Here is a 14,958-nt window from a genome sequence, read left to right on the forward strand (position 1 = left end):
TTACCTTCTAGAAATATTGAGAATATTAGGAAGGATCCTAGGATCTATCGATCAAAGAGTGGAGGTCTCTTACGCTGCCAATCTGTATTTTTCTGGATAAGATTTCCTAGCATTACCAGTTTTTCTTCTTCGAAAAGGTTGGCCAATAAAGTAATAGAAGTCGGTGCACCTTGCTCGTTAAATCCGTTAGGTAGACAAAGTGCAGGATGGCCTGTTAGATTGGTGATTTGTAGCTGGGCACCACCAAAACTAGGAGTAACTATTACATCGTAATCCTTCATAATTTCGTGCATTTCCTGGATCAGGATAGTTCTTTGTCGAGCTGCTTGCACATATTCCACGGCTGGGATAAACCTCGCCGCTCGAAAAGTATTTGGCCAAGCATTCTTATGCTGAGCAACTAGCTGATCATCCCACCCTAATCTAGTCAATTCATCAAATGCCGCTGCACCTTCCACGGATAGCATGATCTGTATTGCTCTAGGGTTTACCGAAGTTTTCAACTCTACGGGATGAAGCTCATAACCTTGCTCTTTAAGCAAATCCAATACATCAGTATTGTTTTTCATGCTTGAGTTATCCCCTTCAAAATATGATTTGAAATACCCTATTTTCAGTTTCTTGAGATCATTTTTCGCAGAGTAATTAAATGCTGCCTGAATCGAACTGGCATCCATTTCGTCCTCCCCATTGATCACAGATAAAATAATACCATTATCCAGCGCAGACCTGGAGATAGGACCAATTTTATCCATTGACCAACTTAAAGCCATTGCGCCATTCTTGCTTACTCGTCCGTAAGTTGGCCTGAGACCCGTCACCCCATTTCTTGTTGAAGGTGATACAATTGATCCCAAAGTTTCGGTGCCCAATGCAAAAGGAACCAAACCTGCACTTACAGCTGAGGCTGATCCAGCAGAAGATCCGCTAGAACCCTGAGCTAGATTCCACGGGTTTTTGGTTACTCCACCATACCATACATCACCCATCGCCAACGCGCCAAGGGTAAATTTGCCTACCAAAACACCTCCAGCCTCATTCAATTTATTGACCACTGTCGCAGTCATATCAATATGCTGATCCTTGTAAGGCATAGCGCCCCAGGTGGTTTTTGTGCCTTTTACAGCCAAAAGATCTTTGATGCCATAGGGAATGCCATGAAGTGGGCCACGGTATTTTCCTGCAGCCAATTCAGCATCCATCTCTTTCGCTTTTTCCAAAGCCGAATCCTCCAGCAGCGTAATCAGACATTGCAGTGTGTCAGAGTAAGTTTTGATACGATTCAGATAGATTGAAGTCAATCGCTCACTGGATATTTTCTTTGATTTGATCAAAACTGCAAGCTCGTGAACGGGCATGAAGGCAATATCAGATTCCTTCTCTGGGAGTGAGATTTCTGTTGCCAAACCCCAATCCAGCGGTTTTTGTTGTAGATCAGGCTTGAATCCTGTTGGCAGTGGATTGAAAACTAAAGCTGGGGCGACAGAATTGTCCAGCGTTATTTCTCGAAGGGATTCATATCTATCCCGCTGGTTCTTTAATGAGCCTAGCATACTGTCTTTCTCTGCTGGAGTAAAAGACAAGCCAAAAATCTCAGATGCCCCTTCTATAGAGTTTGGAGTGATTTCGCCTGTATTTCGTCCTAGTGTAAAACCGAGTAACAAACAGGATACGGCACCGAGAAGTATAAAAGCGGAAGAAGAAACTGTGTTTTTTGATTCCATTGAATAGTTTTGTAATAATGTAATCCCAGAGTGATTAGGGAGTGTTCAATTACCCAAGATAAATAACCCATGGATCAAAATCCTTCCTTTCCTGTATTCCCGATGCATTTCCGTGGAATTCTCCTGCTGTCAGGGATGTACACGATAGCATGGTCGGCTATTTTCAGACTGATGGGAGGATCTATTCTAGAATGGCTTGCTATCGGAAATATCACGGATGCCAGCCTACCAGTTTCTTATTATGGAGGTTTTGGTATAGTAGTAGGCTTATTGATTTTTTTTAGTGCTTTCTATCCAGTGAGCTGGGTTTACCTGATCATTGCAGGCATTACCGGAAAAATAATCCTCGCCATCTGGTTTTCTCTAGGCTTTCTGCCTGACTTAGGATGGAATAAGCGAACTGCTTTTCAATTAATTTTTAATGAGATTTTATGGCTAGTTCCATTGATTGTAATCTTCCTTCGTGCGCTACAGGTGAAAACGTACTTGATGAAAGAAGCAGAAACTGAATGAATTAAAGCTATTTACTAGGTATTGAAAAAAGACACAAAAAAAAGGCTGACAAGTAGTTGTCAGCCTTTTTAGGTTGATTGATGGTTAATTTTGATTAGGTCACCAAAATCAGAATCAACAAAATAATGATAATTGCACCTACGGAAATATAAACTCCGCCACCGGCACGCTTAGCTTCTTCCTTCATGTCTTTTAGCTCCATTCGAACGTCCTTCTTTTCGTCCTTACTCATGGCGCTAAAGTCCATTGCTTTAATCTCATCTACCCTAGCCTCGATTTCCGCGAGTCGCTCTTTCTGAGCTTCAGTTAATTCAGTTTTTTCTTTTTTGGAGTTTTCGTCAATTGCAGGTGCAGCGACCAGCATGTTTGCGGAGAAAACCAATGCGAGAATTGCGAATAATTTTTTCATAGGTTGTTTTTTTATGGTCAGATTATCCAAGTCTCCAAATTTACCGCCAAACTCTGTCGCAGCGCAGGGGATATAGCCAAATTTTGGGCGGCTCCTAGCCGAAAATTTGTAACTTACGCGGCTATTATACCATTGGTCTTTTACCAAAAATCATCCTAAAATGTCCCAAAAACAGCCTTGTAAGCTTTTTTTACTTGATGCCATGGCGCTTATTTATAGAGCGCATTTTGCCTTCAGCAAAAACCCTAGAATAAACTCCAAAGGATTGAATACTGGGGTAATGTTGGGCTTTACCAATACCCTACTTGAAATTGTTGATAAGGAAAAACCTACCCACATTGGGGTGGCGTTTGATACTCATGCCCCAACTTTCCGACATATTCGGTACGAACCATATAAAGCTAATAGACAAGAACAACCGGAAGATATTGGGATTGCAATTCCTTGGGTGAAGGAAATTGTGAAGGCCTTTAATATTCCAATTTTAGAGCTTGATGGGTATGAAGCTGATGATGTCATAGGGACTTTGGCGAAACAGGCTGAAAAGGAAAATTTTACTGTCTATATGATGACCCCCGACAAGGATTATGGTCAGTTGGTGGACGATCATATTTTTCTCTACAAACCAGCCTTCATGGGCAATGGTGTTGATATCATGGGGCCAAAGGAGATTTGTGCCAAATGGGATATAGAAAATGTGGACCAAGTCCGTGACATTTTGGGTTTGATGGGTGATGCTGTGGATAATATCCCTGGAATTCCTGGAATAGGTCAAAAAACAGCGGTGAAGTTGCTGAAGACATATGGAACGGTTGAAGAACTGGTGAAAAACACTGCAGATCTGAAGGGTAAGCAGAAAGAGAATGTGGAAAATTTTGCAGCGCAGGGGATTCTTTCCAAAGAATTGGCAACAATCAAGTGTGATGTGCCTATTACTTATGTGAAAGAAGACTTGAAATATGAAGGCATCGATGAGGAAAAGGTACGTGCCATTTTTGCTGAACTTGAATTTCGAACACTAGCATCACGTGTATTTAAAGGCACTGATAAAAAAGCAGCAATTCAGAAAAATGATCAGTTGGGTCTTTTCGGAGAAGCACCTGCACCTACAGCTACCATTTCTCAGGAATTAGAATTCGATGAGGAAACAGTGAACGTCGCAGAGCAGAAAGCTCCTGATACCATACACAGCAATATTCAGAATTACCATAAAGTAAAGGGAAAGGCTGAGATCCTTGAATTAGTAGAATACCTTGAGATCCAGAAAGAGCTCTGTTTTGATACTGAGACCACTTCCTTAAATCCTATGGAAGCTGAACTCGTTGGGATATCATTCGCCTATGTTACTGGAGAAGCCTACTACATTCCATGTCCAGAAAGTACAGAAGAAACATTGGAGATACTGGCGCTTTTGAAACCAGTTTTTGAAAATGAATCCATCCTGAAAATTGGACAAAACATCAAATACGATATATTAATCCTGAAGAATTACGACATACAAGTCAAAGGAATTCTTTACGATACCATGCTTGCGCATTACCTAATCGATGCAGACGGCAAGCATTCCATGGATTGGTTAGCCAAGCAATACCTGAATTATGAGCCTGTTTCTATTACAGATCTGATAGGGAAAAAAGGCAAGAATCAAGGGACTATGCGAGATGTAGATGAGGACGAAGTGACAGCCTACGCCTCTGAGGATGCAGATATCACCTTGAGACTGAAAGCTGAATTTGATCCTTTGCTGAAGGAAAATAACTTGGAGAAATTATTCGATGAGGTAGAGAATCCGCTGATCAATGTGCTCGCAGATATGGAATTTGAAGGCATCCGTATCAATACCGATAGCTTGGCTGAGATGTCCATTTTGCTGGAAAAAGAGAGTAAGGAAATAGAGAATAAGGTCTATGAATTAGCTGGTGTTCGCTTTAACCTGGCTTCGCCAAAGCAGCTTGGAGAAGTACTTTTTGATAAATTACAACTCGATCCAAAAGCTAAAAAGACTAAAACAGGGCAATATGCTACGGGTGAAGAAGTCCTTAGCAAATTGGCTCATGAGCATGAAATCATCCAGAACATTCTGGACTTCCGCCAGATGGTGAAGTTGAAGTCCACCTATGTGGATGCTTTGCCACTCTTGATCAATTCCAAAACAGGGAGGATTCATACGACCTACAATCAGTTTGTGGCAGCTACTGGGCGTCTATCTTCTATCAATCCAAATCTTCAAAATATTCCTATTCGAACCAATCGTGGTCGAGAGATTCGTAAGGCTTTTGTTCCAAGAGATGAAAACCATGTTTTACTGGCAGCGGATTACTCTCAAATAGAACTTAGGATAATGGCAGCTTTTTCGGGTGATGAGTCCATGATTGAGGCTTTCAAAAATGGTAGAGACATTCACGCTACTACAGCAGCAAAGATCTTCCAAGTACCGCTGGAAGAAGTGACTTCTGATATGCGTAGAAAAGCCAAAACAGCCAATTTTGGGATTATTTACGGCATTTCTCCTTTTGGACTTTCTCAGCGATTATCCATTCCTAGAAGTGAAGCCAAGGAGATTATTGATTCTTATTTCAAGGAATTTCCTGCTGTGAAAGAGTACATGGATGGAGCTATCGAAAAAGCGAAGACTCACGAATACGTGGAAACTATCCTTGGACGTCGCAGATATTTACGAGATATCAATAGCCGAAATGCCACCATGCGTGGCTTTGCAGAACGAAATGCTATTAACGCACCGATTCAAGGTTCGGCTGCAGATCTGATCAAAGTGGCTATGATCGATGTGCATAAGTGGATGAAAAAGGAAAACCTCAAGTCCAAAATGATCCTTCAGGTTCATGATGAATTGGTCTTCGACGCACATATAGACGAGGTCGAAATCCTAAAAGCCAATATTCCCGGCCTGATGTCTAACGCCATCAAAATGGCTGTTCCAGTAGAAGTGGAAGTGGGGATTGGAACGGACTGGCTTCAGGCGCATTGATAGTAGTATTAAGATCTTAGAGATAAATATTAAGTACTTCGATATTCAGCATTTATCATTCGATATTTAAAATTGAAAACTACATGGGGTAAAATCCCCCTTACCCCCTTTGTAAAGGGGGAATTGCAAAACTTGAAGTTCACCATATAATTCAGACTTTGAAGTTCCAATAAACCTCGTAAATCGTAAATCGTATTTCATACCTCCAAAATGGCTAAAACAAAAACCACTTTCTTCTGTCAAAACTGCGGAGCGCAGAGCCCTAAATGGCTAGGAAAATGTCCTGCCTGTGGGGAGTGGAATACCTATGTGGAAGAAATCGTGCAGAAGGAGGAATCTGGAAAAGGATCTTGGAAGACTCCGTCTGCTGGAATGAAAAAAGCCAGCGTACCAAAAAAAATTCATGAGGTAAATTACGAGGAACAGGCAAGATGGATTACGGAAGATCCTGAGTTGGATCGGGTGCTCGGTGGAGGAATTGTACCAGGTTCGTTGGTACTGATCGGTGGAGAACCTGGAATAGGTAAATCTACTTTGATGCTTCAGATAGCCTTGATGCTGACTGGCAAAACGGTACTCTATGTCTCTGGTGAGGAAAGTGAGTCCCAAATCAAGATGCGAGCAGACCGTATGGAAGCTAACAATCCGCTTTGCTATGTGCTCTCAGAGACGAATACCCAACAAATCTTCCAGCAAATCGAAGCGCTGAAACCAGACTTTTTGATCATAGATTCAATTCAGACGCTTACCTCCCAATTTGTAGAATCAGCCGCAGGCTCAGTTTCGCAAGTGCGGGAATGCACCGCTGAGTTGATGAAGTTTGCCAAGGAAACGGGAACGCCAACATTCCTGATCGGCCATATCACTAAAGATGGATCCATAGCTGGGCCAAAAGTCTTGGAACATATGGTGGATACCGTATTGCAGTTTGAAGGAGATAGACATCTGACGTACAGGATTTTGAGGACTTCCAAAAACCGTTTTGGCTCGACTCATGAATTGGGCATATACGAGATGCGAGCGGAGGGTCTGCGAACGGTATCTAATCCTTCGGAAATCCTTCTTACTCAACGCGAAGAGGTACTCAATGGAGTAGCTATCGGAGCGATGATGGAGGGTAACCGACCATTACTGATAGAGATCCAGTCACTCGTGAGTCCAGCGACTTACGGTACTCCGCAGCGTAGTAGCACGGGGCATGATGCTAAGAGATTGAATATGCTTTTGGCTGTATTGGAGAAAAGAGGTGGTATGCGCCTAGGCCAGCAGGATGTATTCTTGAATGTAGCCGGCGGACTTCGTGTCGATGATCCAGGTTTGGATCTGGCAGTTTGTGCGTCGCTGATTTCCAGCTATGAGGACACGCCGGTTTCGGAAGAGATTTGCTTTGCTGGTGAAGTTGGACTTGGAGGAGAAATCCGCGCGGTAAACCGCATCGAAAGCCGAATCTCTGAAGCTGAAAAGTTGGGCTTCAAAAAAATACTAGTCTCTAAATACGCTGTGAAAGGACTTGATCTCAGCAAATACAAAATCGAAGTAATGGCTGTGAGTAAGTTGGATGAAGTATATCAGCGGATTTTTTAAGAGACTGTTTATAAAGTGGCTTCGCTAGGGTATCTTTTTACCCGCTTTAGGGAATTATTGACTATGCAAATAGACCAAAATAAGCAGATTTGGCCGCTGAGGAGTGCTAAAGTCACTTATCGATAGTCAAAAATACTAGGTCTGATTATTGAAATATGCTTCAAAATAATACGGTAGATGACTACTGTGTTTGCAACAACCCACAACTCAATAATCATGAATTTAAAACGCATTTTTGGAGCGATTTTGACAATACTTGGAATCGTTGGACTGATTTACGCCGCAATTCTATTTGCAAATTCTCCAAACGATAATATGAATATAAAATCACTGGTAACTTATGGTATCCTTGGTTTGGTTTTTTTCATGTCCGGTGTTGGTCTGGTAAGAACCACAAAAGACGAGTAAAATTTGACTTGCCTGCTGTTTGGATAGCTAAGCTTATCCAAACAGCAGGCAAGGTGGTACTAGTCCATTTCTTGAAAAGTAATCCTATTTTTTAGCCTCGATCTTCACATGATCGCCAGTCATCAAAATCCTGCGATAGCCATCTTTGGTGTCGTTGCTTACTTCCTTTCCTAACACTTTTACTTTGGAGTATTCTGCAGGAAGCTCAATGGATAAACCCGCTTTCTTTTGGGTTTGGGTGATTTCTAGAGAGATTAGATCGGTGTTAGAACTGATGCTTATGTTTATTTTATTGTCATCAATCCACAGGTTCTCTATGGAAGCTTCTTTCCATTCTTTAGGCAAATTGGGGCGAATGTAGGTGACACGACTTTCGATATCAGCGTCAATGCCGAGTAAGTCCAGAAGTAGCGGTTGTACACTCTGATAATCTACTTGTATAAGGTCGTTTTGGCTATAGAATACTTCCTTATCGATTTTCTCAACATACTGCTTACTGAAATCTTTCAGCATTTGATATTTCCAGCCTTCCTCACTTTCCAAGCCATTGACTATGTCTTTTCCCACCTGAAATAAACCATATTCATATTTGCTCCATTCGTATGCTTCTTGGATTTCTTCTTCAGGAATAATGATTTTGGAAGTGTTTTGAAGGGAATCTATCAAAGCGAAATTCTCATCCCAATCCGAAAATAGCCCATCTCGGAGATCGGCGAAAGTCTCAATCGCAGTGAATTCACCCTGATCAGAACCTGCGATGAAAACAGGGATTACACGCTCTTCATTTGCAGCTAGCTCCACAGTAATTTCAAATCCTGCACTAGTACCTAATTCGGATGTGTCGCGAGAACAATCAGAATCACGTGGGCTCATACTGAAATCGGTAGAGGTTCCCCAAACCGCAAACCAATCATTTTTTTCGTCTTTAGCGGTGAAGATTCCCGTCACCTCATCAAAAATAACCTGATCTGCAGCATTGCTTCCAAAACTGCTGTCCATCAAAATGCTAGGTTTGAGATCTGTGTTGGCTTGAAACAGGAACTGGGTGATTTTTGGTGACTTATCCACATTCTTGATGGAATAAAGCAGCGTAATTCCAAGTTTGTCTTTACTGATAAATTGTAGCTGATTTATTTCTAGACCATCATTTTCTAGTTGAAAATGCTGCTTGCTAGCGAAAGGATATTTAGTAATGTCGACTGGATTATCTAGACAGATCGATTCAGTCTCGGTCTTGACAGCGGCGGAAAACGCACTGAATAACTGGATGGTTTCCAATGTAAGTTCCTGTTGCTTTCCGCTGAGTAAAATGTTTTCATTTCCCAAGGAAAAGCTGGCGGCATCTTTCACTGATACCGAAGGCAATTTCTCCAAACTATCAAAAAGGATTGCTTCCTCGGATCGAGGTCCTTTGCAGGAAATAGAGATCAAAAGTACTACTGGAATTGCGAGAAAGGAATATTTCATGAAGACTGAATTTGCCTGCAAAACTACATCGTTTTGCCTACTTCTCTCCAAGTCACCAATTGTACCTTATTCTTTTTCAATAGTTCTCTAGCTTTTTCACTGGTGAAGAAATCATAATCCGCTTGTCTCCAAGGGGCATGGTAGGTTTCGTGTCCTTTGGTCACGGCATTCATTTCGGCATCGTCAAAAGCCAAGTGGATCAAGATCACATTGAGTCCTGAAGTCAGATTATTGAGCGATTTTGTATAATAAGCTTCCATTCCTGCCTCGTAATCTTTTGGCTCTGCCATAAATAGCTGATCCACCACAGGGAATTTTTCCACATTTATTCCTTCGAATAAGGCGGAATTTGGTTTTACAATACCATCAACCATTTGCTGATTGATCATAGCCGGAATATTTAGCTCCTGTGCAATCTTCAGATAGGATTTGAGATATTCTGGTCGACCGTAGAAAACGCAGCCCATGTGAGAATCAAGATGAGTAGGGATGATCCCCATCTGATTGGCAGCTTTAATCTGCGCGCGAATCTCTATTTCTACTTCCTCAGGACTTGCGTTGGCAGTCACTTGAGCGCAATCTGGATACATATGACCCTTTTCGTTTGCCAATCCAGGGACAGCTGTTCTGCCAGCTTCTGGGCCCCAGTTGAAATTCAGCCATTCATTCGTCAATGTTATGTGAATCCCAATATCAGCAGTGGGCATTTCTTTTGCCATCTCGCCCACCTCCGCTGACCATCCCGTAGGCACCATCATGCTAGTGGAATTCACAATGCCATATTTCATCGCATCAAAAGTTGCTTTAGTCTGCGAATGCGACACACCCACATCGTCACCGTGAATGATTAGGAGTTTAGTGTCGCTGGGATATCCAAGTTTTTCGGCAAGGTTTTGTGAAAAAGTAAGGCTTGGCAAAAAGGCCAAAAGGAATAAGAAATAGCGTAGGTTAAGCATCTTGGTTGTTGTTTAGCCTAAGATAAATAATCCAGTCTATACTTAACTCTTATACTCTTTCGATTTGATTCTGAAAACCCAGAGGTAAGTAAAAAAGCCCAGGAACACTTGCAGGATGGCAAAATACAACCATGTGGAGGGTTCTTTCAGAGGTTCAAAGTTGATGGTATTGTTGTAATACAACTTGGACACAACCAACGCAGTCAATGTAGCAGGGAGCACTATAGCCAACCAAAAGTTGAAAAATGATCGATAAATAAATGGAGCTGGCTTTTTTGGAGCCGGACGTTTTGATTGGTTTTTTTTCATATTAAGATAAGAATTGGCCTTTACGATCTGGTTCAGACGCCTTCTTTATATTTCTGTGCTTTGGGCTTGAAATCTCTAAAGTACATCCAAAGCCCAAAAATGACTTGAAAAATCAACATTTTGACATAGGTGGATGGAAGCTTGAAGAATTCCCCGCTAATTGAACCTTTGAAAAGTTCAGTGATGATAATTGTGGCGATACTTGCCGGCAGGATATAGACTAACCAGAAATTGAAAAATGAACGGTATAAGAATGGTGCTTTCTTCATTAAAGGGGTATGGATATCTAATTCTCGTTGTTATTAATACTCAAATTTAAACTTTTTCAAATCGGCTGGAATCATTTTTTTACGCTCCGATTCGAGTTGGTAAAGGTAATTTCCTAATTCCTCGAAGAATGGGAAGCCAATTTCACCGTATTCATACTGGTCATCATTGAGTGTTTCGTCGGCATTGACATAGATCACCGCTGAGACAAAAAACTCAATTCCCTTTTCGAAATCCACGTAATAGCTCGCGTCGATCAAGTGCCCATAAGCTTGTCCTGTTTTATTGAAAATTCGAATATTTGCAGGGAAATCACTTTTGTCATTTCCATTGAGATAGAATTTAGAATACTTGTCCCAATATTCTGACTTTGGATACTTTGGAAAATCACTCTCTGCAGGAAGCATGCTCATGTATTTCAAAACAAAATTCCTATGATCCTCATTGATGGTAAATCGATCAAATTCCACAAATGACATAGGGAAAATGATTCTTTCCACTACGCCATGGAGATCAGAAAGCGCCAATTTATTCTTGAAAGTAAAGTCCATTCCATCAGATACTAGAGAATCTCCTACATAAAAAGACTTCCCAATTACGGGGTTATTCACATTTGAATAGATCGTTTCAGTGCTACGTTCAGGTATCTCCAAAAGCACTGTTCCTGTGGAGTCCATAAACCGTATCGGATTAAAAATTCGGTTTTCCTCTGGGCTTGTTGAATAGCTAAGTCTGTGAGTTATAATCGTATGCTCTAGACCTTTTTCTTTGAGTTTTTGATTGATGTAATCTTGCCCAAGCAACTCATATAATCGGTTGTAGGCATCATTATCCGAGACTAGGAGGATCTTTTTGATGTACTGTGCAATACTAGGAAGCGAGTCTCTAGCAGATAAGTCTGACAAAGATGGGATCTGAGAAGGTCGAACAGAGTCGGTTAGCATAGTCGTCTCCGCTGTCAATCCTTCAATTTTCTGCTCTTCCAGCCATTCCAAGGCGAGCAATGCAACTGGAAGTTTCACTGTAGATGCCGGATAGAAATAGTGGGTATCATCCAAATTCACAGTGAAATCTGTCATCAACGCATTGCCATGTTCATTGCGCTCGATAAGAGTATAAATAATCTGAACTTGGTACTTATCCACATTTTCAAGAACGTTCTTGAGCGTTGGATAATCTTCTAAGCCATCTTCAAAGGGCACTTTATCCTTGGGAGAGCAAGATGAAAGTAGAAGTGCTAAAAGCGCCAGTTGTGCAAGATATTTCATCGTCGAGCTAGCCTGTGGATGATTTGATTGAGATACATTAAATCTCCTAGTTCGTGAACAGCTGAAATCACGATTCTGTTTACACTTGGACTTTCAGAAGTAGGGTAAGGAAATGAAGAAGTGATGATTCCTGCCTTTTCAAATTCATTTACCCAAGAGGGATCCGTATAGGCAAAAACAGGGAAATACCTGCTACCTTTTAATTGAGTGACATTGGCCATTTCCTGAGCAAAAATCCCAGTGGCATCTTCTAACCAGCTTTTTTTCTTTAGGTATAGCTTCTCCATGTCCAGGAAAGTTTTCAGATGTGCAGGAGATCCAGGAGATGCACCTCCGAAAAGTGGAGTTGCCTTGATCTTATAAATTTGCGATTCCTCACCCAAGATTAATCCTGCTGGCAATCCCAACCCTTTTCCCAGCGATCCAGAAACGAGTAAGTTGATATTCGGATCAATCCATTTCTGGTAAGTACCATAAATGCTATTTCCAAAAGCTCCGAAAGCATGAGAATCATCTATTAAAAGGCTTACTTCATGCTTTTGTGCTATAGATTTCACCCAATCGTATTCATGAATTTCGCAGGAAAAAGGATCTACCGCGTTTGCTATTAGTAAAATTTTGCGTGGCGATAAGCTTTTAGACTGTTCTAAGCAATGATTTTTCCATTGTGTAAAATTTAATTGAATAGAAGGATAAAGGTGGTCAGGAACTATAGCCGAATGTGCATCTGGAGCGATCCAAGTCTGCTCAGCATCTTTGTGAAGTGATCTCCATGCTGCGATTCCCGCGAGATATCCAGAACTGAGAACAGCAGCAGATTCAGATCCAGCTTTCTGTGCAAAGTGATTTTCAAAATCATCAAACACATTAAGTCGGATGCTATTGATTCTGCTTTGCCCGTGGTTTGCTCCGAATAGAAATAGGTTGTCAGATAAGGCATTCAGAAAAGTTTTGTCCTGCGCCATGCCCAGATACGAAGTCCCGCTAAAATAAAGGTATTCTTTTCCTTCTACTTTGATCGTCCGACCTATCCCAGAATCTAAGTAATGATTTTTCAATGCGTTGATTTATTTGGCGAAAATCTGAGTTTCGTCTTGAAAGGATTTGAACTCCAATGCATTTCCGCAAGGGTCTAAAAAGAACATCGTGGCCTGCTCTCCCACTTCGCCTTGGAATCTGATGTAAGGCTCTATTACAAACTCAATTCCGTTAGCTTTTAATTTATCAGCAAGCTCATGCCATTCGCCCCAAGGCAAGATTGCCCCAAAATGTCGCACGGGCACATATTTTCCATCCACTGTATTGGTATGCGCCAAAGCTAATTCCTCAGGCTTAATGTGAGCGGAAAGCTGATGACCAAAGAAGTTGAAATCTATCCATTTGTCCGTGCTTCTACCGATCTCACAGCCAAGAAGATCTCCATAAAATGCGCGGGTTTCTGCAATATCCCTGATCGGGAAAGCCAGGTGAAAGGGTTTAAATTGGCTCATAATGTGTACTTTCGTTGAGGGTTTTTCGGCTTCAATTTAGTTGTTTATTCCCTAACTATTATGGAGAAAAGAAAATCGGTATCATTGGTTTTGAGCAGCGGTGGAGCGCGGGGATTAGCGCATGTGGGAGTGATCGAAGAGTTAGAAAAACGTGGCTATCAAATTGCTGAAATTGCAGGCTGCTCAGCTGGAGCACTAGTTGGGGGAATGTACGCAGCAGGCAAAATGGATGAATTCAAGGATTGGATTTGCCATTTGGACAGGTTGGATGTATTTTCTTTGATGGACTTCACATTTTCTACCCGCGGATTTATCAAGGGCGAAAAGGTGTACAATGCCCTTAAAAAGGTGATCAATGACTGTCAGATAGAAGACCTGAACGTTCCTTTTTATTGCAATGCCGTGGATTATATCAGCGGAAATGAGGTGATTTTTAGAGAAGGTAGTCTGTATTCCGCCATTCGGGCATCAGGAAGTATTCCTACCGTTTTTCAACCCGCCCGTTTTCAACGTCATGAGTTGATAGATGGTGGGGTATTGAATCCAGTTCCGCTTTCTCTTTTGCAGCATGCGGACGAAAATATGATCGTAGTGGTGGGGCTGAATGCGAATGATTCAGAATTAGTAATTCCTCCTAAAAAAGATGCGACTGGAAAGAGCTTCATTTCCTTGCCGGCTTGGGTAACTGACTATCGTACTAAAATGCGTCAGTATTTCCCTGAACAAGTAAAAGAGGAGAAACCTGCGTCTCTTAGTTCGATTGGCCTAATGACTCGTTCGTTCGATTTATTGCAAGATCGATTTTCTGCCTTACTAATTGAGAAATATGAGGTAGATGTGTCTGTTCAGGTTGCCAGAAATCAGGCTGGTACCTTGGAGTTTCACCGAGCAGAAGAATTGATAGAAATAGGTAGAGCAAAAGCGATTCAAGCCTTAGATAGATGGGAAAATGAAAATAGCTGAACTGAATAGACTTCTTGGAAATATCGACATCTACCTACTAGATCAGATTCTAAAAGGCAGATTTTCGACAGGTATGAAGATCCTGGATGCAGGTTGTGGAGAAGGAAGAAATGCTGTTTATTTCATCAATGAGGGCTACCAACTATTCGGAGTTGATCAGAACGAAACTGCGATTCAGTATTGTAGATATATGGCAAAAAGTCTGGATAAGAGTTATGACGCCCATAGATTTCAGGTAGCTGGTTTGGAAGAAATCCCATTTCATCCCCAAGCCTTTGATGCTATTATTTGTTCAGCGGTTCTTCACTTTGCGAAGGATGAGACCAATTTCTGGCAGATGATCAATGAAATGCTTCGTGTCTTAAAACCCGGCGGGATTTTATGGTTTCGGATGACGACAGCTTTTGGGGGCATAATAGAAAAAAGCCAAGAACTTGGAGGAGGAAAATATTTGCTTCCAGACGGGTCTGGAAGGTTTTTACTGACTGAAACTCATGTGGATAAATTGCAAGAAATGGGCTTGAAATTTCTGGAACACCCCAAATCTGTCTTGGTACATGAGCAACGGGCGATGGGAGTTTTTGTGATGGAAAAGGCGCTAGAATAAGTCT

At 41.6% G+C, this 14,958-nt stretch carries 15 protein-coding genes; 6 read left to right on the top strand and 9 right to left on the bottom strand.

The genetic code is table 11. From position 1 onward, the window contains the following. Positions 1-44: 44 nt before the first annotated feature. Entirely contained in the window at positions 45-1,724 is a 1,680-nt protein-coding gene (locus BM291_RS01800) for an amidase (protein WP_092894459.1), read from the bottom strand. Positions 1,725-1,793: 69 nt separating this feature from the next. On the opposite strand from BM291_RS01800, the gene BM291_RS01805 reads away from it, so the two are divergent. Next, positions 1,794-2,237 carry a hypothetical protein gene (locus tag BM291_RS01805; RefSeq protein WP_092894460.1) on the top strand — a complete coding sequence of 148 codons (444 nt, stop codon included), beginning with the start codon at positions 1,794-1,796 and terminating at the stop codon, positions 2,235-2,237. Between the two features lie 94 nt (positions 2,238-2,331). Here the strand turns inward: BM291_RS01805 and BM291_RS01810 are convergent, their stop codons facing one another. Continuing rightward, positions 2,332-2,646, bottom strand: coding sequence for a hypothetical protein (locus tag BM291_RS01810; RefSeq protein WP_092894570.1), 315 nt, complete (start codon positions 2,644-2,646; stop codon positions 2,332-2,334). A 160-nt stretch (positions 2,647-2,806) separates the two neighbouring features. Here BM291_RS01810 and polA point away from each other — a divergent pair, with 160 nt between their 5' ends. From polA to BM291_RS01825, 3 genes are all read left to right on the top strand, one after another. After that, positions 2,807-5,635, top strand: a complete 2,829-nt coding sequence (gene polA / locus BM291_RS01815) for a DNA polymerase I (protein WP_092894461.1) — start codon at positions 2,807-2,809, stop codon at positions 5,633-5,635. A gap of 210 nt (positions 5,636-5,845) precedes the next feature. Next, entirely contained in the window at positions 5,846-7,219 is a 1,374-nt protein-coding gene (gene radA / locus BM291_RS01820) for a DNA repair protein RadA (protein ID WP_092894462.1), read from the top strand. A gap of 216 nt (positions 7,220-7,435) precedes the next feature. Then, positions 7,436-7,627: a hypothetical protein gene (locus BM291_RS01825; RefSeq protein WP_092894463.1), complete on the top strand. Its 192-nt coding sequence runs from the start codon at positions 7,436-7,438 to the stop codon at positions 7,625-7,627. A gap of 84 nt (positions 7,628-7,711) precedes the next feature. On the opposite strand, the gene BM291_RS01830 is transcribed toward BM291_RS01825, so the two are convergent. The 7 genes from BM291_RS01830 to BM291_RS01860 are packed head-to-tail and all read right to left on the bottom strand — an operon-like array spanning position 7,712 to position 13,384. Next, positions 7,712-9,094, bottom strand: coding sequence for a hypothetical protein (locus BM291_RS01830; RefSeq protein ID WP_092894464.1), 1,383 nt, complete (start codon positions 9,092-9,094; stop codon positions 7,712-7,714). Positions 9,095-9,117: 23 nt separating this feature from the next. Further along, positions 9,118-10,050, bottom strand: coding sequence for a polysaccharide deacetylase family protein (locus BM291_RS01835; protein WP_092894465.1), 933 nt, complete (start codon positions 10,048-10,050; stop codon positions 9,118-9,120). A 42-nt stretch (positions 10,051-10,092) separates the two neighbouring features. Continuing rightward, on the bottom strand, positions 10,093-10,359 hold the full coding sequence (locus BM291_RS01840; RefSeq protein WP_092894466.1) for a hypothetical protein: 267 nt from the start codon (positions 10,357-10,359) through the stop codon (positions 10,093-10,095). Positions 10,360-10,391: 32 nt separating this feature from the next. Further along, positions 10,392-10,628, bottom strand: coding sequence for a hypothetical protein (locus BM291_RS01845; protein ID WP_092894467.1), 237 nt, complete (start codon positions 10,626-10,628; stop codon positions 10,392-10,394). A gap of 33 nt (positions 10,629-10,661) precedes the next feature. Beyond that, positions 10,662-11,894 carry a serine hydrolase gene (locus BM291_RS01850; protein ID WP_092894468.1) on the bottom strand — a complete coding sequence of 411 codons (1,233 nt, stop codon included), beginning with the start codon at positions 11,892-11,894 and terminating at the stop codon, positions 10,662-10,664. Continuing rightward, positions 11,891-12,952 (bottom strand): aminotransferase class I/II-fold pyridoxal phosphate-dependent enzyme, encoded by a 1,062-nt coding sequence (locus BM291_RS01855; RefSeq protein ID WP_092894469.1) that lies wholly within the window; start codon positions 12,950-12,952, stop codon positions 11,891-11,893. Before BM291_RS01855 ends, BM291_RS01850 begins: the two co-directional genes overlap by 4 nt. A 9-nt stretch (positions 12,953-12,961) precedes the next feature. Then, positions 12,962-13,384 carry a VOC family protein gene (locus BM291_RS01860; protein WP_092894470.1) on the bottom strand — a complete coding sequence of 141 codons (423 nt, stop codon included), beginning with the start codon at positions 13,382-13,384 and terminating at the stop codon, positions 12,962-12,964. Between the two features lie 60 nt (positions 13,385-13,444). On the opposite strand from BM291_RS01860, the gene BM291_RS01865 reads away from it, so the two are divergent. Then, positions 13,445-14,347, top strand: a complete 903-nt coding sequence (locus BM291_RS01865) for a patatin-like phospholipase family protein (protein ID WP_092894471.1) — start codon at positions 13,445-13,447, stop codon at positions 14,345-14,347. Next, positions 14,334-14,954 carry a class I SAM-dependent methyltransferase gene (locus BM291_RS01870; protein ID WP_092894472.1) on the top strand — a complete coding sequence of 207 codons (621 nt, stop codon included), beginning with the start codon at positions 14,334-14,336 and terminating at the stop codon, positions 14,952-14,954. Before BM291_RS01865 ends, BM291_RS01870 begins: the two co-directional genes overlap by 14 nt. Positions 14,955-14,958 lie beyond the last annotated feature (4 nt).

The sequence above is a fragment of the Algoriphagus aquimarinus genome (assembly GCF_900112005.1).
Classification (GTDB): domain Bacteria; phylum Bacteroidota; class Bacteroidia; order Cytophagales; family Cyclobacteriaceae; genus Algoriphagus; species Algoriphagus aquimarinus.

Bases quoted from the DNA above. Each gene is read 5' to 3' on its own strand.
- BM291_RS01800 (WP_092894459.1), bottom strand. From the start codon at position 1,724: ATGGAATCAAAAAACACAGTTTCTTCTTCCGCTTTTATACTTCTCGGT.
- BM291_RS01805 (WP_092894460.1), top strand. From the start codon at position 1,794: ATGGATCAAAATCCTTCCTTTCCTGTATTCCCGATGCATTTCCGTGGA.
- BM291_RS01810 (WP_092894570.1), bottom strand. From the start codon at position 2,646: ATGAAAAAATTATTCGCAATTCTCGCATTGGTTTTCTCCGCAAACATG.
- polA (WP_092894461.1), top strand. From the start codon at position 2,807: ATGTCCCAAAAACAGCCTTGTAAGCTTTTTTTACTTGATGCCATGGCG.
- radA (WP_092894462.1), top strand. From the start codon at position 5,846: ATGGCTAAAACAAAAACCACTTTCTTCTGTCAAAACTGCGGAGCGCAG.
- BM291_RS01825 (WP_092894463.1), top strand. From the start codon at position 7,436: ATGAATTTAAAACGCATTTTTGGAGCGATTTTGACAATACTTGGAATC.
- BM291_RS01830 (WP_092894464.1), bottom strand. From the start codon at position 9,094: ATGAAATATTCCTTTCTCGCAATTCCAGTAGTACTTTTGATCTCTATT.
- BM291_RS01835 (WP_092894465.1), bottom strand. From the start codon at position 10,050: ATGCTTAACCTACGCTATTTCTTATTCCTTTTGGCCTTTTTGCCAAGC.
- BM291_RS01840 (WP_092894466.1), bottom strand. From the start codon at position 10,359: ATGAAAAAAAACCAATCAAAACGTCCGGCTCCAAAAAAGCCAGCTCCA.
- BM291_RS01845 (WP_092894467.1), bottom strand. From the start codon at position 10,628: ATGAAGAAAGCACCATTCTTATACCGTTCATTTTTCAATTTCTGGTTA.
- BM291_RS01850 (WP_092894468.1), bottom strand. From the start codon at position 11,894: ATGAAATATCTTGCACAACTGGCGCTTTTAGCACTTCTACTTTCATCT.
- BM291_RS01860 (WP_092894470.1), bottom strand. From the start codon at position 13,384: ATGAGCCAATTTAAACCCTTTCACCTGGCTTTCCCGATCAGGGATATT.
- BM291_RS01865 (WP_092894471.1), top strand. From the start codon at position 13,445: ATGGAGAAAAGAAAATCGGTATCATTGGTTTTGAGCAGCGGTGGAGCG.
- BM291_RS01870 (WP_092894472.1), top strand. From the start codon at position 14,334: ATGAAAATAGCTGAACTGAATAGACTTCTTGGAAATATCGACATCTAC.